Source organism: Kitasatospora sp. NE20-6, assembly GCF_045862635.1.
The window spans coordinates 1-25,082 of sequence record NZ_BPRL01000104.1 but is presented as its reverse complement, the minus strand read 5'-3'; the positions used below and the strand labels follow the sequence as shown (position 1 = coordinate 25,082).

The 25,082-nt window shown below is 70.3% G+C and carries 23 protein-coding genes and 3 pseudogenes; 14 read left to right on the top strand and 12 right to left on the bottom strand.

Annotated features, from left to right (window positions below; all coding sequences use genetic code 11):
• Positions 1-221: 221 nt before the first annotated feature.
• Positions 222-2,048: a DUF262 domain-containing protein gene (locus SNE206_RS38555; protein WP_407918259.1), complete on the top strand. Its 1,827-nt coding sequence runs from the start codon at positions 222-224 to the stop codon at positions 2,046-2,048.
• Positions 2,049-2,111: 63 nt separating this feature from the next.
• On the opposite strand, the pseudogene SNE206_RS38550 reads toward SNE206_RS38555, so the two are convergent.
• Together SNE206_RS38550 and SNE206_RS38545 are read right to left on the bottom strand one after the other, a co-directional pair.
• Positions 2,112-2,734: pseudogene (locus SNE206_RS38550) on the bottom strand (IS630 family transposase); the annotation flags it as partial.
• A gap of 251 nt (positions 2,735-2,985) precedes the next feature.
• Positions 2,986-4,473 carry an MFS transporter gene (locus SNE206_RS38545; RefSeq protein WP_407918258.1) on the bottom strand — a complete coding sequence of 496 codons (1,488 nt, stop codon included), beginning with the start codon at positions 4,471-4,473 and terminating at the stop codon, positions 2,986-2,988.
• 164 nt (positions 4,474-4,637) lie between these two features.
• Here SNE206_RS38545 and SNE206_RS38540 point away from each other — a divergent pair, with 164 nt between their 5' ends.
• The 4 genes from SNE206_RS38540 to SNE206_RS38525 all read left to right on the top strand — a co-directional run bounded on the left by SNE206_RS38540 (position 4,638) and on the right by SNE206_RS38525 (position 8,186).
• Positions 4,638-5,318, top strand: a complete 681-nt coding sequence (locus tag SNE206_RS38540) for a TetR/AcrR family transcriptional regulator (RefSeq protein ID WP_407918262.1) — start codon at positions 4,638-4,640, stop codon at positions 5,316-5,318.
• Positions 5,319-5,826: 508 nt separating this feature from the next.
• Positions 5,827-5,964 (top strand): hypothetical protein, encoded by a 138-nt coding sequence (locus SNE206_RS38535; RefSeq protein ID WP_407918257.1) that lies wholly within the window; start codon positions 5,827-5,829, stop codon positions 5,962-5,964.
• Positions 5,965-7,074: 1,110 nt separating this feature from the next.
• Positions 7,075-7,626, top strand: a complete 552-nt coding sequence (locus SNE206_RS38530; protein WP_407918256.1) for a hypothetical protein — start codon at positions 7,075-7,077, stop codon at positions 7,624-7,626.
• Positions 7,626-8,186 carry a hypothetical protein gene (locus SNE206_RS38525; RefSeq protein WP_407918255.1) on the top strand — a complete coding sequence of 187 codons (561 nt, stop codon included), beginning with the start codon at positions 7,626-7,628 and terminating at the stop codon, positions 8,184-8,186. Before SNE206_RS38530 ends, SNE206_RS38525 begins: the two co-directional genes overlap by 1 nt.
• A gap of 231 nt (positions 8,187-8,417) precedes the next feature.
• Here the strand turns inward: SNE206_RS38525 and SNE206_RS38520 are convergent.
• A pseudogene (locus SNE206_RS38520) lies at positions 8,418-8,795 on the bottom strand (DUF6461 domain-containing protein); the annotation flags it as partial.
• 825 nt (positions 8,796-9,620) lie between these two features.
• A complete protein-coding gene (locus SNE206_RS38515) occupies positions 9,621-10,235 on the bottom strand; it encodes an SMI1/KNR4 family protein (RefSeq protein WP_407918254.1) in 615 nt (204 codons plus the stop codon).
• A gap of 368 nt (positions 10,236-10,603) precedes the next feature.
• Between SNE206_RS38515 and SNE206_RS38510 the strand changes: the two genes are divergently transcribed.
• Both SNE206_RS38510 and SNE206_RS38505 read left to right on the top strand, forming a co-directional pair.
• Positions 10,604-11,251 carry a hypothetical protein gene (locus SNE206_RS38510; RefSeq protein WP_407918261.1) on the top strand — a complete coding sequence of 216 codons (648 nt, stop codon included), beginning with the start codon at positions 10,604-10,606 and terminating at the stop codon, positions 11,249-11,251.
• A 416-nt stretch (positions 11,252-11,667) separates the two neighbouring features.
• Positions 11,668-12,153 (top strand): hypothetical protein, encoded by a 486-nt coding sequence (locus SNE206_RS38505; RefSeq protein ID WP_407918260.1) that lies wholly within the window; start codon positions 11,668-11,670, stop codon positions 12,151-12,153.
• On the opposite strand, the pseudogene SNE206_RS38500 reads toward SNE206_RS38505, so the two are convergent.
• From SNE206_RS38500 to SNE206_RS38485, 4 genes and pseudogenes are all read right to left on the bottom strand, one after another.
• Positions 12,146-12,441 (bottom strand): annotated as a pseudogene (locus SNE206_RS38500) (transposase); the annotation flags it as partial. The gene SNE206_RS38505 and the pseudogene SNE206_RS38500 overlap by 8 nt on opposite strands.
• 596 nt (positions 12,442-13,037) lie before the next feature.
• Positions 13,038-13,265: a hypothetical protein gene (locus tag SNE206_RS38495; RefSeq protein WP_407918253.1), complete on the bottom strand. Its 228-nt coding sequence runs from the start codon at positions 13,263-13,265 to the stop codon at positions 13,038-13,040.
• Positions 13,266-13,796: 531 nt separating this feature from the next.
• Complete coding sequence (locus SNE206_RS38490) at positions 13,797-14,282, bottom strand: hypothetical protein (protein ID WP_407918252.1); 486 nt, start codon at positions 14,280-14,282, stop codon at positions 13,797-13,799.
• A 516-nt stretch (positions 14,283-14,798) separates the two neighbouring features.
• The gene (locus SNE206_RS38485) at positions 14,799-15,185 is read right to left on the bottom strand and encodes a hypothetical protein (RefSeq protein WP_407918251.1); all 387 of its coding nucleotides are present in this window, start codon (positions 15,183-15,185) and stop codon (positions 14,799-14,801) included.
• Between the two features lie 546 nt (positions 15,186-15,731).
• Between SNE206_RS38485 and SNE206_RS38480 the strand changes: the two genes are divergently transcribed.
• The 6 genes from SNE206_RS38480 (at position 15,732) to SNE206_RS38455 (ending at position 21,229) form a co-directional block, all read left to right on the top strand.
• Positions 15,732-16,028, top strand: a complete 297-nt coding sequence (locus SNE206_RS38480) for a hypothetical protein (RefSeq protein WP_407918250.1) — start codon at positions 15,732-15,734, stop codon at positions 16,026-16,028.
• Positions 16,029-16,436: 408 nt separating this feature from the next.
• Entirely contained in the window at positions 16,437-16,766 is a 330-nt protein-coding gene (locus tag SNE206_RS38475; protein ID WP_407918249.1) for a deoxyxylulose-5-phosphate synthase, read from the top strand.
• A 123-nt stretch (positions 16,767-16,889) separates the two neighbouring features.
• Positions 16,890-17,504: a hypothetical protein gene (locus SNE206_RS38470; protein ID WP_407918248.1), complete on the top strand. Its 615-nt coding sequence runs from the start codon at positions 16,890-16,892 to the stop codon at positions 17,502-17,504.
• A 626-nt stretch (positions 17,505-18,130) separates the two neighbouring features.
• Positions 18,131-18,529, top strand: a complete 399-nt coding sequence (locus SNE206_RS38465) for a hypothetical protein (protein ID WP_407918247.1) — start codon at positions 18,131-18,133, stop codon at positions 18,527-18,529.
• Between the two features lie 1,445 nt (positions 18,530-19,974).
• Complete coding sequence (locus tag SNE206_RS38460; RefSeq protein ID WP_407918246.1) at positions 19,975-20,493, top strand: Fic family protein; 519 nt, start codon at positions 19,975-19,977, stop codon at positions 20,491-20,493.
• Positions 20,494-20,743: 250 nt separating this feature from the next.
• Positions 20,744-21,229, top strand: coding sequence for a hypothetical protein (locus tag SNE206_RS38455; RefSeq protein ID WP_407918245.1), 486 nt, complete (start codon positions 20,744-20,746; stop codon positions 21,227-21,229).
• A 171-nt stretch (positions 21,230-21,400) separates the two neighbouring features.
• Here SNE206_RS38455 and SNE206_RS38450 read toward each other — a convergent pair whose 3' ends face one another.
• Positions 21,401-21,880 (bottom strand): DUF4279 domain-containing protein, encoded by a 480-nt coding sequence (locus SNE206_RS38450; protein ID WP_407918244.1) that lies wholly within the window; start codon positions 21,878-21,880, stop codon positions 21,401-21,403.
• The gene (locus SNE206_RS38445; RefSeq protein WP_407918243.1) at positions 21,792-22,508 is read right to left on the bottom strand and encodes a hypothetical protein; all 717 of its coding nucleotides are present in this window, start codon (positions 22,506-22,508) and stop codon (positions 21,792-21,794) included. The genes SNE206_RS38450 and SNE206_RS38445 overlap by 89 nt, the downstream gene beginning before the upstream one ends.
• 56 nt (positions 22,509-22,564) lie before the next feature.
• Between SNE206_RS38445 and SNE206_RS38440 the strand changes: the two genes are divergently transcribed.
• Positions 22,565-22,882 (top strand): hypothetical protein, encoded by a 318-nt coding sequence (locus SNE206_RS38440; RefSeq protein WP_407918242.1) that lies wholly within the window; start codon positions 22,565-22,567, stop codon positions 22,880-22,882.
• Between the two features lie 322 nt (positions 22,883-23,204).
• On the opposite strand, the gene SNE206_RS38435 is transcribed toward SNE206_RS38440, so the two are convergent.
• Positions 23,205-23,999 (bottom strand): hypothetical protein, encoded by a 795-nt coding sequence (locus SNE206_RS38435; RefSeq protein ID WP_407918241.1) that lies wholly within the window; start codon positions 23,997-23,999, stop codon positions 23,205-23,207.
• A 485-nt stretch (positions 24,000-24,484) separates the two neighbouring features.
• Positions 24,485-25,082 (bottom strand): CHAP domain-containing protein (locus tag SNE206_RS38430; protein ID WP_407918240.1); only part of this gene is annotated, 598 nt, incomplete at its 5' end.

Sequence of the window (25,082 nt, the reverse complement as noted above, 5' to 3'; positions counted from 1 at the left end):
GCCTTCGCCCGGCTCAAGCAGTGGCAGATCTTCCGCAAGGCCCGCTGCAGCACCAACCGCATCAGCCGTACCGTCGCCGCCGTTCACACCATCGAGATCGCCTGGCGCTCAGGATGAGAAGGGTTCACTGCCAAGGCGTGTTCAGTTTCAGAACCGACCTCGTGTTCGCTCGGCCACCGGTAACCTCTCGGCAGCGTTGAGTGCCGAGGAGGGGACGGGCCGTGACGGAGCAGGCATTCGGGATCGACAAGATCCAGCTGGTCAAACTGCTGAGGCGGGTGGCCGAGGGCGAAGCACAGCTCCCGGAGTTCCAGCGCGGTTGGGTGTGGCCGGACCACAACATCATCGGTCTGCTCGCCTCGATCTCCCGTGGCTACCCGGTCGGCACCCTGATGTTGCTGCAGACCGGCGGTGACGTCCGTTTCAAGTACCGCCCGGTCGAGGGCGCCACCCCGCCCCCGGGGGCCGAGCCGGACACCCTGATCCTCGATGGCCAACAGCGGATGACCTCGCTCTTCCAGTCGCTCGTGCTCGGCAAGCCCGTCGAGACACAGAACCAGCGCAAGCAGCGGATTTCCGGCTGGTTCTACGTCGACATGGTCAAGGCCCTCGACCCCCAGGTGGACCGTGAGGACGCCATCCGCCTGCTGCCGGCGGACCGGGTGGTCCGCAGCTTCCGGGGCGAACCCGTCGAAGACTGCTCGACTCCGGAGAAGGAGTACGCGGCCCGGCTCTTCCCGCTCTCCCAGCTCTTCGCCAACCGCGACTGGAGCTACGGATACGAGGACTACTGGAAGGCGCGGGGCGAGGACGGCCGCAAGTGGTGGCGGGACTTCGAGGAGGCTTTCGTCCGCCCCTTCGAGCTTTACCAGGTGCCGGTGATCGAACTCGGGAAGCAGACCGAGCGTCAGGCTGTCTGCCAGGTCTTCGAGAAGGTCAACACCGGCGGCGTCACCCTCACTGTCTTCGAACTGCTGACCGCCACCTACGCCGCCGACGAGTTCGACCTGCGCGGCCACTGGGACAACGAGGTCCGGGCCGCGTGGAAAGCGCCCGAGTACCGTGTCCTCAAGGAGGTTTCCAACACCGACTTCCTGCAGGCCGTCACGCTGATGGCGACCGCCGCCCGACGAGCCGAGGCGGCATCCGCCGGGGTCGACGAGGAACGTCTGCCCCGGATCGGCTGCAAGCGCAAGGACATGCTGGAACTGGGTCTGGACGAATACCGCCGCTTCGCGCCACTGGTCGTCCGGGGCTTTAAGGACGCCGCCAAGTTCCTCCGCCAGCAGTACCTCTTCGACACCAAGTTCCTGCCCTACGGCACCCAGCTGATCCCGCTCGCCGCGATCCTCAGCATGCTCGGCGAGCATGCCGAGCCGGCCGGCGCCCAGCAGAAGCTGGCCCGTTGGTACTGGTGCGGTGTGTTCGGCGAGCTGTACGGCGGCTCGACGGAGACCAGGTTCAGCCACGACCTCCCCGAGACCGTGGGCTGGGTGCGCGGCACGGGCACCGAACCTCGCACCATCCGCGACGCCCGCTTCGGTGAAAGCCGCCTGCTGACATTGCGCACCCGCAACAGCGCCGCCTACAAGGGGATCTACGCCCTGCTGATGAAGGAAGGCGCCGTCGACTGGCGGACTGGTGAGAAGACCGAGATCACCGAGTACTTCGCGGAGGCCGTGGACATCCACCACATCTTCCCGCAGGCGTGGTGCGAGCGGGAGAACATCGCCAGGGGCAGCTACAACTCGATCGTCAACAAGACCCCGCTGACCGGACGCACCAACCGGATCATCGGCGGGGCAGCGCCCTCCTCCTACCTCCCCAGGCTCGCCAAGAACGCCGAGGTGGAGGCGGACACCGTGGCCGACCACATCCGGACCCACCTGGCTGATCCCGCACTGCTGGCCAAGGATGATTTCGCGGGCTTCTTCGACGCCCGACAGCGGGCCCTGGTCGAGGCGATCGAGAAGGCCACAGGCAAGGCGGTCGTCGCCGAGGACGGATACTCCACCACCGATCCGGTGGACGAGGACGACGAAGACTGACCGCTGGGCCAGGCACCCTGGCGGTATCCCTACCGAGCCCGGCCAGTGTCCTGCGCAGGAGATCCGTCGGCAGAATCGGGCGAGGGAGTCGAGGATCTCGTCGGCGGTCTTGGTCCAGGTGAACGGTGTGGGGTCCTCATTCCAGTTCTTGATCCAGTTGCGGATGTCGCGTTCGAGGGCCTGGACGTTCTTGTGGGATCCGCGGCGGATCATCTGGTCGGTGAGGAAGCCGAACCAGCGCTCGACCTGGTTGATCCATGATGACCCGGTCGGGGTGAAGTGCATGTGGAATCTGGGATGTTGGGACAGCCAGGCTCTGATCGCCGGGGTCTTGTGGGTTCCGTAGTTGTCACAGATGAGGTGAATGTCGAGACCGTCGGGCACCTCCTGGTCGATCTTGACGAGGAACTTCCTGAACTCCGCCGCACGGTGCCGCGGTGCAGGGAACTGATGACCTTCCCACTGCCGGTGTCGAACGCGGCGAACAGCGTGGTCAGGCCGTTGCGCACGTAGTCGTGGGTCCGGCGCTCGGGCATGCCCGGCATCATCGGCAGCACCGGCTGGGACCGGTTCAACGCCTGGATCTGCGACTTCTCGTCGACCGACAGCACCACCGCTCCCTCGGGCGGGTCGAAGTAGAGCCCGACCACGTCGTGGCGGGGCTTCGGGGGCCCAAGCGGGTCGGAGCAGGCGGCAGGGACGGTGTGACGGGCGGCTGAGGCAGCCGGGCCGGGGCCCGTCGGCTGTTGCGGACGCCGGGCGCGGCCGCGAGCGGGAGATCGCCGGGGGCCTCCGGCAGGTGCCGCACCTGCCGGGAAGGCCCGGTCAGGTGCGGCACGGTGCCCTCGCGCAGCGTCTCCCGGCGGATGCGCAGCAGCACGTTCGGTGCGGTCCGGTCGCAGCAGCCGGCCACGGGATCGGACGTGGTCTGTCCCTTCTACGCCTCGCTCTCGTCCTGGCCTGCCGGGTGCTCCTCGGTGGTGTGGGAGTCGGTGAGGGTGAGCGCACCGCCTGCCGTGACCAGTCCGACGATTACCGCCAGCACGGAGTAGGTGATCCGCTCGCCGTGGAAGAACGACGTCACCAGGCCGTTGTCCCAGGTGCCGCCGGGCAGTCGGGTGGTGACCAGGAGGGCGATCAGGGTGCCGACGACGGCGGTGCCGACGCTGCTGCCGACCTCCTGCGCGGTGTCGTTGAGGGCCGTGCCGATCGAGGTGCGGTTGCTCGGCATCGCCTCGACCAGGGCGATGGCGCAGATCGTCATGACGGTGCGCAGTCCGATGGTCATCACGACCATGCAGACGGCGATGGCCGCGTACCCGTGGTAGACGCCCCAGGCGAGGCCGGCCAGCGAGCCGGACAGGCAGGCCGCGCCGACCAGGCAGGCGACGCGGTGGCCGTACCTCTTCGCGAGCCACTCGGACAGCGGGGTCGCAACGAGCATGGTCACGATGATCGGGAGGTTCGCCAGGCCCGCACGGACAGGGCTCCAGCCGTAGGCGTACTGGAAGTGCAGAATCAGCCCGAACATCATGGCGGCCATCGCGATGGCCGTTCCGATCTGTGCGACGGCGGCGCCGCGGACGGTGCCGTTGGAGAAAAGACGGAGGTCCAGCATGGGCGAGGGGGTGCGCCGCTCGTGCCACACGAACACGACGCCCGCAGCGACGGCGCCGAAGACCGACGCGATCGTGGCGGCGGAGAGCCAGCCGTGGTCCACGCCGCTGGTGAGCGAGTAGCAGGCGAGACCGATGGTGGCGACGCTCAGCGCGGCGCCCGGCAGGTCGAGCTTGTCGCGGGTCAGGTCTTCCGGCCGGTCGGCCGGGACGCCGAGGCGCACGCCGATGGCCGCGATCAGGGCGATCGGGGCGTTGACGATCAGCAGCCACTGCCACCGCACGTGGGCCAGGGCGGTGCCGCCCAGCAGCGGGCCGAGGACGAATCCGGACATGCCCACGACGATCATCACGGTCATCGCCCGCATGCGCAGTGCCTGGTCGTCGAACAGCCGGAAGACCAGGGAGTTGGTGATGGGTGCCATGGCCGCGGCGGCGATGCCGAGGCCGGCCCGCAGGGCGATGAGCTGCCCCGCGCCGGTGACCGCGACGACGCACAGGCTCAGCAGGCCGAACACGGCCAGGCCGACCAGCAGCACGCGTCGGCGCCCGAGCCGGTCGGCCATCGATCCGGCGGTCAGCAGCAGGCCGCCGAACGTCAGGGAGTACGCGCCGGTGACCCACTGCAGGGCGGTCGTGCCGCTGCCGAGGTCCCGGCCGATCGTGGGCAGCGCGATCGAGAGCAGCGTGTTGTCGACCATCTCGACGAAGAAGGCCAGGCAGAGCGCGGCCAGGGGGATCCATGCCGCGCGCAGGGACGGATAGGTGCGCGATGCCGTGGGTGCGGTGATGGTGCCGGTGCCGGTCATGGCGGCCTCCTCTCGGGGTGGATGTCGCGGATTATCGAACTGCGTTCTACAATAGAACCAGGTTCGATAATCTTGCAAATATGATTGGATGTTGGGTCATGACACGTCCGCGATCACGGCCCGCCGACCGCCCGTCCCGGGAACGTCGACGCGCCTCGCACTCCATCGAGACCGTCCTCACCGCCGCGGTGGCCCTGCTGGACGAGGCGGGCGAGCCGGCCCTGACGCTCCGGGCCCTCGCGAGCCGGCTCGGCACCGGCGTCGGCAGCATCTACTGGTACGTGTCGGGCCGGGACGACCTGCTCGACCGCGCCGTCGACCACGCGCTCGGCGGGGTGCTGGCCGCGATCGAGGAGCGGACCGGCCCCGGCGACCCGATCGACGAGCTGCGCATGATGGCCGTCACGCTGTTCGACGCGGTCGTGGACCGCCCGTGGCTGGGGGCGCGCTTCATGCGCAACATCGACGCCCCGAGCAACTCCCTGCGGCTCTACGAGAAGCTGGGGCAGCAGACCCTCCGGCTCCGCCTCACCCCGCTGCAGAGGTTCCACGCCCTGACGGCCGTCGTCGGCGTCGTGGTCGGCCACGCCGCCGACCTGGGGCAGGAACCGCCCCAAGCGGTGATCGACGGCACGGTGGAGCGCGACGAATTCCTCGGCCGCTACGCCAGGACGTGGCGCGCGCTCGATGCCGAGGAGTACCCGTTCCTGCACGACATCGTCGACGAGTTCGACGGCCATGACGACAAGCAGCAGTTCCTCGCCGCCCTCGAACTGACCCTGTCCGGCCTCCGCCGCCAAGCCGGACACCGGACCGCCCCCGACTCTCCGGCGCAAGGGCCCTGACGCTCCGGGCAGCGGCTCGTCACCCGGGCCGGTCAAAGGCCGCGTCCCGAGTGCTCCGACCTGGGCCGGCCCCGCGGACCGCTTGATCACTTGATCACTTGATCGCGAGGTCCACGGAACTCGGGACTCGGTGGCGCCCTCCCCGCGCGAGCGGGAGTCAGCCGCACAGCCGCTTGGCGGAGGCACGGCACGGCACGGCAGGTCGACGACGGGCAGGCCAGGCCCGGAGCAGCGAGCATCCGGAGCGCGGTTCCGTCACCACCAGCCGGTCACGGAGCCGCCCGCCGAGACCCCGACCCGACCCCGCCGGGGCGGCGCCAATACCCATCCCATTGTTGAACGTGTTCAACAATACTGCCGTGATGGCGTCACCCTGAGATGGCCGGCCTCCCACGACGGCGGGCGGGCCCAAGAGCTTTCCCTCCCTGGAAGAGCGAGACGTGGACGGCGTCGCCCTGCTCGCCGGTGCCGTGTTCTCGGTGTCCTTCCGGCCTCGCCGATCCTGGCCGTGTACGCCTACGGGCGGGTGGAGCGCTGCTTCACGGCCTCGGTCCTCCGCGGAACGCCGGCTGTCACGATCCTGGCCGCCGAGGTCGTGCTGTACATCGGGGTGCGGCTGCGACTCGGACCCCTCGCCGCACCCTGACCGCCGCCCTCGAACGGCCACCAAGGCGGTGGGGCGCAGCGACGAGCGGCAACGGCGGGCCCGCCCCTCCACCTCCCGGTCGTCGTGCCTTTCAGGGAGGCCACCCACCGATCGGGTGACGGTCATGCGGTCGGTACGGCCTCGTGGCCGAGGTGGACGGATCCGCGGGAGGCTCACCATCTGCAGGCCGGCGGAGCGTCGGTCCTGATCTCCGGGCGGTTCGGGACGGGCGCACCGAGGTGCGGGACCGTGGTGGTCGGCCGGGTCTCCCGGTGCAGTTGTCGACCCACACGGTGGGCTCCCGAAGGTACGGGGTGCGGAAGCGATGATGATCGCGTGACGACGCATCCGCCGCTGTTCGCGGACCACCACCGGATCTACGTCCTGGACGAGGTTGTCCGAGGAGGATCCGGGCCAGGCGTGGACCGGGGAGGCCGCGGTCGACGGGATCGCCGTCGCCGGTGACGCCCCGACGATCGGCACCGAGGACGATCTCGATGTCTGCGTCGATGTGGGGATCCTCGATGCCGAGCCAGCCGATGACGGCCTTTGTGCAAGAAGATCGCCCAGGACCCGGACGCGCGTACGGCCCTGGGTGCCCGTCAGCTACAGGAGATCCCGGCCGGGATCGACCCCGCTCCTGGCCCGCACAGGACGCCGTGAGAGCACCGGTGCTCGACAGCAGGGCCCCGGAACCCGGCGGCGGCCGACAGGTGCGAGTGCCGGCGATGTGCAGCAACGACCCGTACCGGGCGGTGAACAACAGGCCAGCGACGAGCGGCCGGTGGGCTCCCGAGTACCGCAGCACCGGTATGGCGGCCAGGTGCAGCACGGCGACACGGTCCCGGGCTGGTGCAGGCCCGGCAGGCCGTGGTGCTGCTCCCGCGATCCGGAGGGGTGCCGTGGCCGCCCTGGTGTTCTTCGGATACTGAGACGGGCTCGGCGGAACAGACAAGGCTGTGTGAGGGCCGGTGCGGGCGGTCGCTGCCCGGGGCCGGGTCATGGTTGGGGAGAGGCCGTATCGGGGGTTGTGCTGCCGACCTGCTTCCCCGCCGGGCCGCGGCCGTGAAATCGCTGGTCACGGGGCAGGTTCCGGGACAGGATACGGCGATGGACACCGCATTCACCCTGGCCTGGCAGCACGCCGTCGGCCTCGTGCACCCCGAGGACCTGCCCATGGCCGCCGCCCGGCTGCTCGCCGAGAACCTGGACTCCCCAGCGCTGCGGGACCTGGCCGGGCGCAGCCGCAACGACGGCACCACCGAACTCGACGCCCTGTTGCGGAAGGCCATGGGCGAACTCGGCGTCGCGGTGCCGGACCAGGAAATTGCCGAGCGGTGCCTTCTCCGTCACCAGGCAGCCCGGCTGACCGCCGGAGAAGCCACTTCCGGGGAGGTGGCTGCCGCTCTCTGGCACGGCATGGCGGACACCGCCACCGACCCGGAGATCCGGTTCCTCCGCGCAGCCCTCGAAGACGAGTACTACCTCGACCACATGGAAGCCCACCGGCCCGAAGCGTTCCGCGCGTGGGAGAACACGTTGCGAGCCGCCGCCACCGCTCTGGACACCGCCGACGACAGCCCCCTCACTCCAGGCTCTCTCCCGGATCGTGCCCGCCGGCCTGGCCCGATCCCGAACAAGATGGCTGGCGGGGGTTGCTGATGATGAACAGGGAAGCCCGGGGCGCCTGGTGGGAGAGTCTTCCCGTCGGGATCCGCGAGGAGATCGACGGGTACGTCCTGCGGGATGCGTTGATGGCGGCAATCCGGCTCGTCCTGGACATCGGCCTGGTGCCCCACGACATCGGAGCGGGCACCGCACAGCTGATCGTCGGCGACCGGTACGAGCACTACGGGGACCGGATCGCCCGAGACCCCCTCAGCCCGCTCGACCTGGACTCCCTCGTCTGCCGCGCCGCCGGCTGGGCCGTACCGATCCTGGCCATCGAGGCGATCTGGGACGGTGACACGGTCCACGACTGGTTCGTGATCCTGCTGGCCGTCACCGAGGACCCGGAAGAGACGAAGTCCGTGGCCACCGTCTACTGGTCCACGGCGGAGAAGTACCTCGGCGAGGCCGAGGCTGCCACGTATCTCCGCCCGCACGCTGTCGCCGCCCGGCGCGCGGGCCGGGCCCTGGCCGACCATCTCAAGGTCCCGTTCCACTTCGCCAGCCCGGACACCCCCGACGACGAGGCACCCCGCTGGCGCCCCGAAAACTAGGCCGCCGCAGGGCGGCCCTGCCGGACGCGGTTCGTCCGGGCCGGGTCGGTCGGGGACGATGCCTCCGAGGAGTTCGCCATCGAAGACCGCCTCGTAGGGAAGGTCGATGTCGAAGGCCTTCTCCGCCGGCAGCAGCATTCCCGCCACGAAATCCCTCCCCGGATCCTGTGACGGAGGGAGCAGGCCTGCCTCGGTCATGGCCCGGTTCGGCCGGTCCGGGGAGCTGCCGTGCCGTGTCCCGGGGATCCCGGGGTCGAAGCTGCAGAGGAGTTCGGCGTCCTCGTGGTGGTCGAACCACGGGATCGTCGCGGTGCTGACCAGCACGAGGGCGCGCGTGCCGGCCGAGGCCTGCGCCATGACGCCGGGCTCCAGCGCCCGGGCGTCCCAGGCCTGCACCGCGAACGCCCAGCCGCCGTGCACCCCGGCCCGGATGATGACGATGTCCTCGTCCAGCTGCCGCTCCTGCGCGTCCTCCTCGTCGATCCAGTCGATCGTCCCCTCCTCGCACCCCAGCCGCAGCAGTAGCTCCCCTGCGTCCAGGCCCTCCGCGAAGGTGACGGAGAACCCGTTGTCGTAGGCCTTCCTGAGCCACGCCGACCTGCTGTCCATCCACGATCCCTCGTCCACCGGCCTGATCCCCGAGCCGCGCTACTGCGCATGAGCATCGCATCCGATCCACCACCGGCGGGGGTCTGCCGTGTCCTCTGACACCTGGTGTCGGCCGGCTCCGGGAGCATCTCCTCCGTGACCAGCACTACTGATCAGCGCCCTGACGGGACCGTACTCGCCATCCTGCGCTCCGCGTTCCCGCCGGAGTGGAGGGAGCCGGCGCTGGGCCATGAGGGCGTCGCCGTGTGGGAGGCCGAGAGCGGTGTGATGCTTCCGGAGCCGTACCGGACGTTCGTCGCGGAGATCGGCAACGGCAGCAGCCTCGGTCCTGCCGAGGACGGAGGTCTCCAGCCGCTGGGATGGCTGCCGGAGAGCTGGCCGCATTCGGGGCCCCGGCAGCCCGGCACACCGTTCCCCCTGGAGCAGGCCTGGTTGTGGGAGGACGACGAGAACCTCAGCGCGGACGATCCTCGCATCGCCGCCGTGTTCACGGACGGATCGGTGGTCCTCGGCTCCGAGGACGGCCAGTCGTTCTGGCTCCTGGTGACAACAGGGCCTCACCGCGGTGAGATCTGGATGGTGTCCGACGTCGGCGCGATCCCGATGGCCGGCGCCGAATCCTGGGGCTTTCACGGAATGGGTCCAGCGCTGGCAGTCGGGCGACGGCTGGTGGGACTGACCCCGCATCGAGGCACCGCCACGACCCGCGAGCAGTTCGCTCTCCCACGAGTCCACCCGGGGCGCTGCCTACGCGATGAACGCCCCGCTCCCCCGCCACCGGGCAGGCGCAGCAGGGTCAGGCCCTGTGTCCACGACCGGGCCGCCTCACCACCGCGTCCGGTCGGCCGGTTCCCAGCACAGGTCACCCGATCCGTCGACCGTGCCGACGCAGGCCGCTTCGGCACCGCCGAGCGCAGCGTGCCCGAGCAGGGCCGGTGTACGGGATTCGAGTGCGGCGGCGATGTCGTGAAGCATGGAATTGATCGAGTCCCACAGCGGGACCTCGAGTCCCCAGCGTTCGTGGTCCCATACGAAAACCGCGCCGTGGTGCTCGCCTGCGCGGAGGTCGATGATGAGGCCGTCACCGCCAGGGCTCATCGCAATCGGGAGGAATTCGGGCAGGAAACGGGGGTCGTCTTCCTGGGCCTGATCGGTCAGGGAGTCTTCCTGCTCTGCGACGAGCAGCCAGATCTCGCGTGTCTCCAGGGCTTCTTCCAACGTCACCGGGGCGAATGGTCCGGGGATCCAGTAGTCGGCGCTGACGTCGGTCAGCGCCCACCATTCCTGCACGTCGGCAGGGAGCGCCGTCAGTCGGGTCTCGGCTGCGTCGAGGCGCCCTGTGTCAGCCGCGGATCTGATCGGAGCCTTGCGGGCGTGTGTCCTCAGCCAGGTTCCGATGCGGTCCCACGACTCCCGCACGCCATGATCAAGAGATGTCATGGCGGGAAGTCTTCCAGGCTGCTGCGACAGCACAGCCCCCCAGCCGGTGGGGGTGGGGCAGGTGCGGGTTGCAGGAGCTGGATGACCAGGCCGGACGGACCCAATGCACCTGACCTGGTCCATTCCGCGTCGGCCCGCCTGCCTCGGGTCGATTTCGTTGCCGGTGGACCGTCCGGTTCCGGGGCCGAATGATCCATGTCGCGGGCAACGGCAGCATGGAGCTTTCGGCGTGCACCCGTATCTGCCCGGAGCGGTGGAGGTGAAGGGGCAGCCCCACGCCGGTACAGCTTCGGCAGAGGCGAGGAGGCCCGGCGCAATCGGGAGGCGTCGGGGGTGGGCGATGCGGGACACTTCGCCGGGTGATCGTGATGCAGCCCGTCCTGGAGATCAACACCCCTGTCGGCTTCGATCTCTGGCCCATCGCCGGGATCGAGCGGTTCGGCTTCCTGCCCCTCAGCGGTGGGCTCCCGCCCGCCGAGGTCGGGACGGCGGTGATGCGCATCGTCGGCTGCAACGACATCGACCCCGAGGACGACCCCGAGGACGACCGTCCGCCCCGGCCTGCCGACCCGCTCGGCTCCTTCCTTCACGGACTGCTGACCTTCGACAGCCTCTACGCGGCCGGCGGCCTGCGGGTCACCGACGACTCCACCGGCACCGTGTTCCTGCCGGGCTGCTGCGACGGGCTGGAGGACTGGCGCGACTGGCACCGGCTCGTCGACGGCGGCGACCTGCTGGGCTTCGGCCACGAGCCCGTGTCACCGCTCGCGGAGCGCTTCGGCGACACCGTCCGCCTCACGGTCGACGCCGAACGGGGCGACAGTCCGGTGATCGAACTGCCCGTCACCGAACTCCGCCGCCTGCTCGCCGGTGTCGAGCGCGACCTCGCCGACTTCCTCACGCTGGCCACCGGGTGGGCCCACCAGTGGCTGCCGCCCGGTCACCGGATACCCGTCACCACCGCCCTCGCCCGGGTCCTCGACCTGCCCGCGCCGACCGTACCGCCGGAGCAGTAGAACAGCGGGGACCTGTGGCTCCGGCCGGCGAGGACCGGGCCGGGCGCCGTCCTCGTGCGTGCCGCAATCAGCGCGTCCGCATGGGACTGCCCGGCCGGGGACTTCGACGTGTACGTCGGCAGGAGCGGCCGTACTCACCCGAAGAAACAGCTTTCAGTCGCCGGCTTCGGGTGGGGTGGTCCAGTCGTCGCCGAGGAGGTCGGTGAGGAGCTGGTGGTCGTCGGGGGGGCAGGGTGCCGGTGCGGGCCTTGGCGAGCCAGGCGCCGATGGCGAACTTCTCGCCGTCGGCGAGGATCCGGGTGCGGGCTGCGGGGGCGCGCGGCCGGCCCGGCGGGGTTGGCGCGGGGGGTGTCTCTACGGGGTTCGTCAAGGAAATCGAGCTGCACTCGGGCGGGCTGGCCGGGCAGCATGGCGGGGTGCCGGATCTGCTGTGGGATGACGTCAGGACCTTCTTCGACCCTGACCTGATGGGTGCTCTGCCGGACGTCTGCGTGGCCGGCACCTCGGTCGAGGACTGGCAAGCCGTGTTCGACCTGGTCCGGTCGAACGAATGGACGTGGGAGTACTCAGTCGGCGGAGCCGCCGGGCCGCTGCCGTCTGCAGCGGAGGTGCTGTCGCGTCCCGCCGATGCAGAGACCGTCGATCTGCGGGTGTGGCCGGTCCCGGATGTGCTGGCGATCTTCCGTCCGATGTCTGCCGACGAGATCGACTTCGACGTCGACCTTCGCGAGCTGCAGAGCCAGGTCGGAGTGGACACTCTGTGCGGTTTCCTGGGCGCGATCGGCCGCCGGCTGGGTAAGCCGGTGGCCATGACTGCCGAAGGCGACTACGGGAACCCGGTGCTCGGATTCGACCCAGCAGCCGACCGTGTGGTGCTGCTGGCGGATCCACGGCTCAGCTGACCGTGGCCGCAGGCCGGGACTCGTAGAAGGTCCCGTCGCGGAGCATGGCGAACAGAACGTCGACCCGGCGCCCGGCCAGACAGAGGAGCGCCTGGGCATGCCGCTTTCCCTGGCCGATCTTCTTGTTCGTAGTAGGCACGGGTCGCCGAGCGAGGCGAACGCGGCCAGGAAGAACGCGCGTTTCAGCTGCTTGTTGCCCCGTCGGGAGGGTTGCTCCCCGCGTATGGAGGAGCCGGAACTGCGGGTAGCGGGGGCGAGCCCGGCGTAGGAGGCGAGGTGGGCGGCGGCCGGGTGGGCGCAGCAGGCGGCGGACGAGGGTGGCGGAGATGCCGGAGGCGTCCGCGATGTCCTGGGCGGACATGCCGCGGCGCACCAGGACGGTGGCGCGGGTTGCGGCGGGGGTGGGGTCGATGCGGGTGGTCAGGCCGTGGGCACGGTCGCGGCGTCGGCGGGCGCGCAGCGCCGTCTGGTGGCAGGCAGGGCGGGTGCAGCCGTAGTCCGCGCAGGAGGCCTGCCCGTGGCGGACCCGGCTGCGGACAGGTCGGCGCGATGACTGGCCGTCTGGGGTCCGGTTCTGGTCGGCCGTCACCGGCACGCCTCCCCTCCTCGGTGGTCGGAGGGCAGTATGCCGGTCGACACAACCTGCAGGGGACGGCCGGATCCGCGGCAGTCGCGGCGTACCCGCCCAGCGTGGCCAGGCCTCAGCGATCCGCCGACCGGTTTTTTCAAGCTCCCGCGCCCGTTGCTGCTCAGGCCCTCGGCTACCACGGCAAGACCACCCCCGCCTGGTCGTTGAAGCCGGTGGGATCTGGAGCCGGTGCACCGCCGGCGGCCTGTCGGCCACGTGGTGAGTCGGCACGTTGTATCGGGGGTGGCGACTCTCGTCACTCGGGCAGTGAGAAGCCCAGTTCGCGCAGGCGGGGCAGGCAGGCTTCAAGGCACTGCTCCACCGAGGCCGCGTCGGTTCGTACGAGGATGTCGTCACGCAGAGGGGCGCCGCTGGCTACGAATGTCCACGGCTTACGTCGCTCTGCCATCCGCTCGGCGTCGGCCTTGAAGAGCACTGTGATGCCCTGCTCAGCCAGTGTTTCCATGATCGCCACGACGTCCACCGGCGGTCTCCTCCTTCGGAAGTACTTCGAGCACGCCACCGTGAACCTACCCGTCCGGGGCAAGGCCGCGATCGCCGGCCTCACTACTCGGAGCGGCCAGGACCGGCGACGGCGCCCGGAGCCCGGAGCCCTGCCGGCGTCGGCGTCGTCCGGGTGGCGCTCGACGAGTGCCCCGGTGCACGCCGCGATACGCAGCGCCGCAGGCATGGCCATGGCGTGCGACCCGAGGGGGTGCTCGTACAGGTCGTCGTGGACCGGGCCCGCATGATGGTTCTCCGGCGGGCGTTCACCGTCCACCCCGCAAGGTCGTGGCTCACAGCCGGATCGTCGCAGGTGAGTGCTCGGACGGGGCCGGCGGGATCCGGGGCCGAGCCCAACAGGCGGGACGCGAACCGCGGCCCGGGCCACCAGGCGGCGCACGGCGCCGGGGCGCCGGCCAGTCAGGCGGACCGGTGGTCCCGGCGTCCGCGACAGTCGGCCGCAGCGGGCGGCACGGGGCCGGCATCACCGCGCGGCAGGCGGCCCGGCCGTTCACCTGACCGGGCGGCACCATCCTAGGCCGGTGCCCGCCGGTGCGGCATCCGTGACGGGGCCCCGGCCGAGCCGGCAGGGCCACGGCCGGGAGGAGGCGCCGATGGCGGCGCCGGACAGGAGCGGACATCCGGCGAGGAGAACGATCATCACGCACAGGACCGGGAGGTTCGCGATGCTCACGGCGATGCCCAGGGCCGCGCTCTCCCCGAGCAGGACCGCCACGCTCGCCGCCAGGCCGGCGCCCGCCGCCGTGCACGCACCGATCCGCCCCAGGACCACGCCCAGGACCCAGCCCGTCCCCCCTCCCACCGCGAACAGGGAGAACCAGGCGGACAGCCCCGCCGTGTCGACGGAGTCGAGGAGCACCGGAATCCACGGACTCGACGCCGTCAGCACGACCCAGGCGGCCGTCCAGATCCAGGCCCGGAGCGGCACCGCCCTCCAGCGCCGCGTCCATGCGCGCCTGCCTGCGTCCTCGGCCATGCGTCCTCCCCTGCCCGCGCTGCCCGCCTCACGACCGGAACCCGGGGCGATCCACCACGAGGACACACCCTGGCACATATTTTGAACATGTTCAATATTGGGGGCGTGAGGGATGGGCGACCAAGCCCTTCAGTCGCAAGCACACACCCTGCGAAGATCACCAACAGCATCCGGGAAAGCGGCCAGAGCCAAAAATCAGCAAGTGTCATGACCGGGCGTCGGGTCCGTCCCGGCAGCAGGCCGGTGCCGCGGTGGGACAGCGCACCGGGCGGACAGCCCGTCAGCGGTCCTTGTGCAGCAACCGCGCGCCTTTGCCGGACGAGGGCGGCTTTCGCGCAGCTCGGCCTGGAGGGGCACGGCGGTCGGGCCTTCGAGGGCGTCGCCATCCGGGTGGCCCGGCACGTCCTGGCGGTGGCGGCCGGGATCCGGCCCGGCAACGGCAAGACCAGCGCCCCGGTCACACGGTCGCCGGTGCTGGTTGCCTACGGCCGTTGACCGCAGCAGCCGACGGCCCACTCAACCGGTCGGCATGCCTCCGTGCGGGCTGTTGACCACCAACGGCAGAGACCCTTCAGCAAGGTAGAAGTGCCCGGGGAAGTAGTCGACGTGAAGGTGGCCACCGTCCTCGGCGGAAGCCATGCCACGCAGATTATCCGCGAGCACCGCCCTGCCGGCGGCGTCCCCACTGATCACAAGGACCCGCCGCCCGGTATCCAGACGGACAAGGACACCGGGGCCGGTGGCCTTCTCGACCTCCACCCCCGCCAGGGCATCACTGCCTGGCGAGGGCACGGAGCTGAGCAGCCCCTCACCCTCGGCCACCGCGTCCGCCAGGCGGTTCAGCTCTTCTGCCGACGCCGTGAGATCCACATCGCCGTACACGGGGTCACAGATGAGCCTCACGCGGTCAGCACTCCTTCAGGATCGGACTTTCATGATGCCGGCCGGTTGCCGGACGCCACCGGGCACTTGGGATCTGCTCGCCCAGGCTCTACGGTCCTGAGAAAGCACCGGGCGCCGGACGACCCATCCGAACCGACGCGAGGCATGACAGCGTTCGCCGCAGGAACGCGGGCACCAGGGCGAAGCAGCCGAGCGCCAACCGATCCAGGACGGGTTTCCCCAGCCGTGCCCTCCTGCCGCATCCGGGACCGAAGGTGCCGCGCCCGGCCCTGGCCTGTGCGGCCCGACAGTTCGGCCACCGGAGTTCGGCCACAGGCAGGCCGACGGGCCGGCGAGGTCACCTTCCGGAGGCATCACTGCGGCCCGGCAGGCCTGACAGATACCGCAGACCCCGAACACCACCGGCTGCCCGACCGCCCGTTCCGCGATTTCCTCCCGCCGGCACCGGCGCAGGGGCGACGTTCCTTCCCGTCCAGGCGGCCTACCGTACCCGGAATTGCGCGGCGGGAGGGTTGGAGTGGGGGTGGTGTTCAGGATGATGCGGGCGTGGGTGAGTGCGGTGGCGGCGTGGCGCAGGTGCCGGGTCACCAGGGGCAGGAGGGCGCCGCGGAAGCGGTCGGCGGTGCGGAGGTGAGTGGTGGTGGCGGTCAGCTGGACGACGGCCTCGCTCACCGCGGCTCCGCGGGTGCTGGTGCGGTGGTCGGCGGCGAGTCCAGCGGCAATGTCGGCGAGTTCCGCCGTCCCGGGTCCTCGACAAGTTCGGCGCCGAGGAAGGCCAGTTACCGGGCGGTCCGTTCCAGCAGGCCGCCCCTGCGCCGCTCCCACCACATCGCCACGCGGTGATCATTCCCCATCACGCGCCGCGGCGGGGAGGGAATGACCGCGCACCTCCACATTTCCCGTACGTCCCGGGCGGCCCGCCACCGGTGCAGCCGCGGGAACAACGGGCCCGGCCGGGCACCGCACGGGGCCGGTCCGGTGTCCACACGCGCTGCTGACACGGCGCGAAGGAGGGCGAACGGCCCGTGGGCCGACCGGAGTCCGGGAAACTGCTCCGGTCGGCACGCCCGGGCGACGACGCCGGGAAGCGGGCGGGCAACGCTCCAGCAGCCATCGGCCGGCTCCAGGAAGGTGTGACCGAGCACTCCGGCCGGCCGGTTGGGCAGAGCAGCCGCTCACCTCCTCCGCTCCCCTCCGGTGGAGAAGAAATACCGCTGGTCGGCGCCCGGGACCGGTCTCTAGGATGAGCGGGTGGCCCATGGGAAAACCTCTTATGTCTGCCTCTCCTGCCGGGCCTCCTACAAGCAGCCCCACGACAGGACAAGGCAACGGATCTGCCCGCGCTGTGCGGAGCCGATGATCCACGCGGGTTCGGCGTTCGCTGCGCCCCGGCGACGGGACGTTGCGGCCTGGCGCACTCTCACAGTGCTGCTGAACGCCGGCGTGGGCTTCCACAAGAGCTGCTGCGGCGGCCCCGGATACCGGCCTCGAACGCTGCGTGACGTGCGCGAGCGGATGGCATACGCACGGCGTAGCGGGGAGCCCGTCGCCAGGGCGCTCGTTCGGCGCGATGCGCCATGACGGTGTCGTGACCACCGGACGCCCGGTCGGCCGCCGGACGCGGAAGGCGCCTTCGAACGGAACTGGTGTCCCCCGTCATCGCCTTGAGGCGGTCGACGGCCCGGCGGAAAGCGAAGAGACACCTTGATCTCCGACTACCAGCGGCGCCTGCGCGAACAGTTCCTGTCCGCCCCCGTCATCGCACCGCCCGCCCCCTGGCGCCCGGTCCTGGACCGGCGCACCCCCATCGGCGGACTGCTCGGCATCGGCTTCGCCCTCGCTCCCGACGACGGCCGCGACCTGGTCATGGTGGTCTCCGTCGACGGCCACGGGCTCTTCGACGCCGTCACCGGCGAGAAGATCGCCCGGGACCGTGACCCCGACCCCGACACCAGCACCCCGGACGCGGAGCCGGACCTCTCCTGCCCCGGACTCGGCCCCCTCGCCAGGACCCGTGTGCGTATCGCAGGCCTGTTCGGAGGCGGACTGCACACCACCACCATCGACGGCTGGACCCTGGAAGTCGTCAGCCCCGAGTGGCCGCACGACCGCGTCCTGCTGTCCGCAGACGGAGGCATGCCCCACGACGGGCCGCACGGCGAAGGCTGGTGGCACGTCTTCGACTCCAACTACTCCACGCTGCGGGCCGCCGGCTTCTCACCTTCCGGACGCACCCTCGCCGTCGCCACCAGCAGCGACCTCACACTCTGGACCCGCCCGGCACCCGACACGGCACCCGCGGGCGAGGCCCACCCGTGACACGCGACGAACTCGCCACCATGCTCACCGGGCAGACGCCGGCATGCGGCCCCGCACTGCACGGAATCGCTCCCGTCCGACTGTGACGCTCGCACTCCACAGGTCCGTGGCGGGGTCGGACACCGAGAGGGACTGGAGCAACTGCTCCTCGGTACGAAAAGCGTTACCTGTCAGGTTCTGGTCCAGCATGCCCGTCGCGGTGAGTGCCGCGTGGCCGACTCCACGTAGAGTCCAGATCGTCCTCCCGTCCCGTCTCGCCCGCCCGCCCGCCCGCAGCCCGGTGAACAGGAGTGCCATCCGTTCGGCACAGGCGGCGGCGTACAGGCGGACCATCGCCCCTTCCCCCGGTATGAAGTGCCTCGACGACGGTCTCTTCCACGAGCGTCTTCACAGGCCCGACCGCTCGCTGGCCAACTGGGCGCTCAGTCTCATACGGCGCGCCGCCCGGGGCGGGGTGGGGCGCGAATGCAACTCCAAATCGCATACCCGAAACGCGCATCCGAGCGATTGGCGATGCACGTTCGTGCGGCAGGGCACCGTAGCTGCGTCCTGCGACAGATGATCCTGGCTGTTTGCCAAGTGCTCTCGACCGATGGCCGACGGGGCGGTCCTGGCATCCTGTGCGGGTGTCGAAGAAGCAGAAGCGTGCCGCGACCCTCGCCGAGTTGGTGGCGGCCATGCCGTCACCAGCGGTGCAGGAGTCGGATGGCCGGCACGTCCACCCGCCGGTGACGGCCGGTGGCTTCACCGATGCCGACGGCTGCCACTGGCGGCTCGCCCGCGGTCCGCTGGACCCTCGCCGGGCCAAGCGGCTCGCAGTCGACGCCGACATGATGTCGATGGGTACCCACTACGACGACCGGGCCGGACGCTGGCTTCCCCGCTTCCTTGCCCAGGCCGAGCGCCCGACCGCCTGGGCCGAAGCGCGTGCCCGGTTCGGCGCCGCGGACCTGCCCATCCATGAGGCGTACGAATTCACCGCGGACGACGGCCGCGTTCTCCTCCTCATCGAGACGCACTGCTGAGCCCGCATCCCACGGCGACTCCTGGCCGATCCGCCTGCGATCCGCCTTCGATCCGCCTCCGATCCGAGAACGGTCGCTCCGAGTCCGGCGGTCGAGATCGCCTGGCAAACGCCGGGTTTCTGCCACCTGATCTTGACCAGTGGCGGGAGTCGGTGCCTCTCGGTCAGCACCCGCCACCGCGACGCCGAACTCGCCCCCTACGAGAACCCCGGCACGGTGGACGACGACGGGCCGGACTGCGAAGAAGCGCGCTGATTCACCAAGGGCCTGTCCTGCCGATCACCATCACGATGCCCCAAGGCGGCGAGGTCAGGGCGCGAAGCACCAGCAGTACAGGTCGAGATGCCTCTCCACACGACTGCCGGCCAGGACCGACACACGTTCAAGGGGATCCACCGCGTCATCCGGCAAGATCTCATCGTCCGGTTCGGAGGTGGCCTCTGCCCACGCAAGAGCTTGTGGATCGATCGGAGCCTGTCTCTTCCCGCAGCGGCCAGAGCCGTGCACAGTGGCTCGGGCTTCCCTCACGGGTCGCACCTACGGCAAATCCGCTTGACCGGGAGCAAGTCGGCCGGGAGGCTCGGGCGGTGATAAACGAGCTGGCCCCCCCACCATCTGAGCTGGGACGACGTGGATCCTGCCCTGCACCCCTTCGACGCAGGGGTGGCACTGCGGGTGGTGCATTCCCTCGGACCGGCCGCACGGGTGCCATCACGCCCCGACGACCAGCCAGGCGGCCCGGCCTCGAGTGACTGGGGTCGGGACAAGGGCAGACCGTGGGCCGACGCGATGTCGCATGCCCTCGTCGGCAACTACGGCTTCTGGGCCGTTGGCTGGCGCTGGGCGCACGACGAAGGCGACTTCGACGGAGGTCCCGTCGGGAGTTGGTGCTGCCCACCGCACTCGATCACCACTACGGAGGAGACACTCGACCGGGTCGCCGCGGCGCTGTGCGAATGGCGCGCGTGGCTGGAGAGCCTCGCCGGGTGGTTCGAGGCGTACCCGCTGGACCTGACCTCGGTCGAGGAGCAGCGGATCCTGTGGGAGCGAGCCGCCCGCAACCTGATCCTGCAGGTGTCCGACCAAACCGGCTGCGGCAGCGGGTGGTACGGGCACTGCCGGCAGGTGCTCACCTGGTTCCTCACTCGCTGGGGGGTTGCGGCCGACGTTGCGCAGGGCATGGTCGAACGGGCGATCGGCGGGAGGTTCCGGAGTTGGACCGGCCCCGACGCGGTACTGGTCGAGGACGTCGCGGAGCGGCTCGCACTGTCGCTGCTGCCCGACCACGGCGCGCGGTCCGGCCAACCCGCGCAAGACCACCTGCAGAGCTGGCTCGCGGTGCGCGAGGCCGTGCCCTGGCGGGAGTGCACCGGCGGCGGCGCGGAGCAACCGGTGACCCGACACGGGACGGCGCAGCCGATGACGTCCGCGCCTTCGACGGTGCCGTGGACCCCGCCCGCGCCGAGGGCATGCTCACCGCGCTGGAACTGGTCCGGGCCGACGCGGCGCGCGGCGCCTCACTGGACTTCGAACTTCTCCGCGAATGGCAGCAGCACGTCCTGGGCGCACAACAGCCGCCGCCCTTCCGCACCATGCCCGCGTTCGCCAAGGAAGGCCGGGAACGCTACGGCATCAGCCCGGACACCCCCGCGCGGCTGGACGCCTGCCTGGCCGAGAGCGCCATCGGCACCGACGACCCTCTGCCGCTCACGGCCCGCGCCGCACGCGCCCACCTCGATGTCTGCTTCTTCCACCCCTTCGACGACGGCAACGCCCGCGCCGCGTTCCTCACCCTCGTCTTCGTCCTGGCCCGCGAGGGCATCACACTCGACGACGTCCTCCTGCTCCGCCGCGTCTCCTTCCAGGCCGACGACCCCCAGGACGGACCGATCCTCGCCCGGTACATCGGGCTCCACCTGGAGGAAACCCGCCGCAACTCCGCACTGCTCTCCTCCTCCGGGTAGCGCGGCTACAGCGACCCGGCCGGCCGCACCGCAACCGAGGGCGAACCACCCGGGCGACCAGTCAGGATCATTTACCGTAGGGCGGTCTGCGGCAGAGCTGTGACCTGCGGCGACCAGATCAACGGAGACACCCGGCGGCCGAGAATCTCAGTTGATCCGGTCCTGGCGGGTGGATGCCGAGTGCTGTCCCGGCTGATCCGGTCCGGCCAACCCGATCGACACAGGTCGGCGGGGCTCGTAGCTTCTCGCTGTGACGGACAGCAGCGGGGTACGAGACGCCTTCAAGAATCGATGCGCCAACGCCGCGAGCACACTCGCGCCATGCGTTGGATACTTCATCAGCCGCATCTCCTTCGATGCCTTCACGGAGGAGGACTCCCTGGAGATCACTCTCCGGGAGGGGCCGTGGAAGCCGGAGGTCGTGGTCTCCCTCTCCAACCTTCACCACGTTTCGGTCGACAAGCCCCCGCAGATCGTCGGCAGCTTCATCGACGAGATCTCCTTGGTCCATCTGCCGAAGCTCCCGCACCCCTGGCCTGCGGACGCCATTGACCGTGTCCGGCGATTCGACGGACTCTGCGAGCTCGCGTGGCTGCGGATCACCGGACCGGTCGAGATCGACGCCGTCGCCTCGATCGTGACCGTCTACACCGCGATGAGCGACGACCAACGTCCCGCCTCATTGAGCATGTCATCGCAAATGCCCATGGGCCTGCACGCTGTCAGGTCTGAGTGAGACTCGCCGTCCTGGTGCCGAGCCTTGAGGTGTGAGGTCCGTTCCGAAGGGCCTGGGTGTCTCATCGATCATGGCAGTCGTCAGTGCTCTGAGCTGTGGCTTGTCAGCCCTGTTGAGATGTTGGAGGGGTGATTCTCACGGGACCTGGCAGTTTCCGGGTCGGCGTTGGGCTCATTCGCCGGGTTCGTGCGGGGTCATGTCGTACTCGTCGATGTCGAGAGCGGCTCCGGTGGCGGTGAGGAAGTCCAGCACGTCGCGATCGAGATGCCAGCCGAACAGGTTGGGGCCTTCTGGAACCTCCGACTGGAGCGGCTGCTGTTCCTCGTCGGCGTCGTTGAAGTAGCGCACGACCTCCAAGACTGCGCCACCGTGTTCCTGTTCCTCGGCGGCCAGCTGGCCGGCAAGTTCGGCGATTCGGTCCGAGTGCGGCCGAAGTCTGTCCAGGACGCGGGTGATCTGCTCGTCGACCCGCAAGCCCGGCTCTCGACATACGATCTTCCACGAGTGGCTCACCGGTATCACCGCGGGCTCGGTGAATCGGCTGCCGCGGACGGACACCTCGTCAGGTTCGATGCCCAGCAGCGCGGTCATCTCCGCGGCGGAGATCCGCCGGCTGAACAACGCGAAGTAGACGTACTGATGAAGAGGCATCCAGGGACGATATCTGTGGGACGGCGGCTGGTCCAGGAAGATTGTCCGGCAGCCAGGCGACGGTTTGATGGTTGTGCAACAGCAGATCACCTGTCATAGGCGGCGAGTCCGTGACGAGGCAGGTCGGCCGGGAGGTCGGCACCCTTGCACCGGAAGGTCTGCGACACCTGCAAAACCGGTAGCAGGCTGCGGCGTTGAGCGTGGACCAGTTCACCCACTCGCATCCGGCGGTGGTGAGTTCGGTCTGGATGTAGTCCTGAACGTCGAGGGGCAGGGCGGCGCTCCGCTCGATGACGATCGTCTCGATCGGAGCGCCGATGGTGCGCAGGCCCAGGATCCAGATGACGGGGGCGAGCATGAGTCCGGCGGTGTCGGCGGTCATGCCGTCGACCAGGGCGCACAGTTCGGTGACGGGAACGCCGGACGGCTCGATCATGTGGTCGTAGCAGACGTCCTCGTCGCAGTCGGCGGGGTCGTCGTGGGTGCACAGTTCGGAGCCGTCGACCCACACGTTGCCCAGGTGGGCTGCGACCTGGTCGATCGCTTCCAGGAAGATGGCCAGGTTCTTCCGGTCGCGGCCGGCTCCGAGTCCGGCGCGGGTCCAGTCGGTGCAGGGCATGGTGAACATGGTCCGGCGGGTGGAGCGCGGGGTGGCGGGGGTCGAGTGTGCGGATGTCGCGTTGGATGACGGTGCATCCGGCGGCGGCGTTCTTGTTCCACTCGATGCACACCATGTCGGCCCGGACGCCGAGGACCAGGCGCAGCGCGGCGCAGCCGCCGCCGCATCCGGCGCACACGTTGATTCCGCGGGGTCGCGGCCGCCTTGGAGCCGCTCGGCGGCCGGTGGCCGGTGGCTTCGCGACGCTCACGTTCGACGGTTACCAGGGCGCCGGCGATGACGAGGACATCGCCTGCACCGAGGCTTTCCTGCCCGGGCTCCAGGACTTCTACCGCAGGGCAGCACGGAGCGGCCTGGCAGTGATCTTCACGGTCGACCAGTAGGACGGGGCCGGTTCCAGGCCGGGAAGCGGGGCCGTTCCATCCGTTGGTGCCACGGTGGCGGTGCGTGAGGAACAACCAGGCGCAGCGGCGGGGCGGTGGCCGACTCCACCGACCGGTGGATGCCCGGGACCACGGACGTCACCGCGTCTGTCGGGCGGTTGTCCGTGTCCTGGTGCGCGGCGGCCGCCCGGACGCCCGGACGCGCTCGTTCCCGTGGAGAGGCCCTACCCGCTGCCACCCGCACTCACGGCCCGGATAGGCGCCATGGGCCGAACCCGGCGCGACCCGGGGCCTGGCCGGGTGCGGACCGCAGGTCCGGCGGTCACACGTGGCCGACCATCCGGAGCAGGATGGTGTCACCGGGCAGGCCCGCGACGTACTCGTCGCTGAACCGGAGCCCGGGCAGGGGCCGCCGGTGGGGGCAGCTGTCCGGCTCGCAGACGGCGTGGAAGGCGTCGCCGCCGGGCTCCAGCCACCAGCCGTCCACGGTGAGCAGGTCGGTGCCCGTCCGGGGCCGGGTGAACTCGCGGATGTACTCGTCGCGGGTGCCCGGGTAGCCGACGAGGGGATTCTCGTAGGGGTCGGGGAACGACAGCCATGACGGCCCGTGGCCGAACGGGTGGTCGCGGTACGCCCGGATCAGTGGCTGGGCGCGGTAGGCCGCGAACATCCCCTCGCCCTGCGGGTCGTCGGGGAACGCGCCTGCCTGCCATCGGGCCACGAAGTCGGCGAGGGGAACGACCGGGGGATGTTCGAGAGCAAGCCGGTGCCAGAGGTCCCAGGAGGCGGCGACCACGCGCTCGTGCGCCAGGGTCGGGCGTGAGAAGTCGAGGAGCGCTCTCGGCCCTCCGGCGCAGACTCCCGGGACGCTCGGACTCCGGCTGCCGTCGTGGCCGGGATCGTCGTGCAGCAGCCTCGGATCGTCCTCGTGGCCGGCGGCGACCGCGAAGCCCGTTCCGCTGTTGCCGCCGCTGATACGGATCTCGTCCCACATGCCGCGGTCCTGGGCGGCGGAGGAGGTGTCCAGGAAGAACGGGGCGAGAGCCTCCCGCAGGGCGCCTGCCACGTCATCGCCGGCCTCGGGCGGGAGGCAGACCGTCACGTTGACACTGGCCACGGTCCTCCCTCCGGTCGTTCGCAATCACCTTACCCGGCTGCCGGGACTGTGCGGGCAGGCCCGGCCGTGCGGCCCCGGGGCCCGTCCTGCCCGGAGCAACCGGCCCGCCGCCGGCGGGCCACGTCCAAGCCGCAGGCAAGGAGAGCGTCGAACTCGCCGCCGCCGTCGGCGCCGAGGCCGAGAGTGTCACCGTGGCCGACGGCGAGCACGGCGAGGACGCTGCGGGCAGCGACCGTGTTCGACGACGCGGTCCGCCTACGCCGACGAAACCGCCATCGGCGCCATCCACCCCCTCCGGATCGAACGGGTGCCCGATCCGAGCTCGCCACCAACCCCCGCACCAGCAAACTCCAGCAGGTCGTCGACGAACGCCCCGCGCACCGGCCCGTGGCACACAGCAACGAGGCCGGGCCCCACTCCCGCAGTTGGAGGATGGGGCCCGGCCGAAGTCCGGTGACGGGCTCACCTGCCCGACGGGTGGTCGCTCAGAAGTGGATCATCCGCTGGAAGTCGGCCTGCGCGTTGCTGACGTGGACGTGGCTGCGGGTGCCGTAGGCGGTCGGGTTGTTCCAGTTGTACTCCTCGACGTCGAAGGAGCCGTCGGAGTAGACGGCGTTGACGTAGGCGACGTGGCCGTAGTCCCCGTGGACGTCGTTGACGGCGATGGCGCCGACGGTGGGGATGGTGTTGACCGTGAGGCCGGCGCGCCGGGCGGCGTCGTCCCAGGTGTTGGCGTTGCCCCAGGAGGCGCCGCCCCAGGAGTTGCCGAAGTCCGGGATGCCGAGACGGGTGGCGATGCGGAAGGCCGCGAAGGCGGTGCACTGGTCGGGGTAGAAGCCGTGGCTGCTGTGGTCGTAGTCGTCGACGGGGGTCTGGTTCCCGCCGGTGCCGCCGAGGAACTGGTGGGAGGCGTTGTTGTTCTTCAGGGTGGCGTTGAGGTTGCCCTTGGCGCCGGGGGCGAAGTCCTGGCTGGCGCCGGCGTAGCCGCTGTTGAAGTAGACGCGGACGGTCTTCCCGGTGCGGTTCCACACCGATGCGGCGTTGTTCTTGACGCAGACGCCCTGGCCGCTGCCGGCGCTCTTG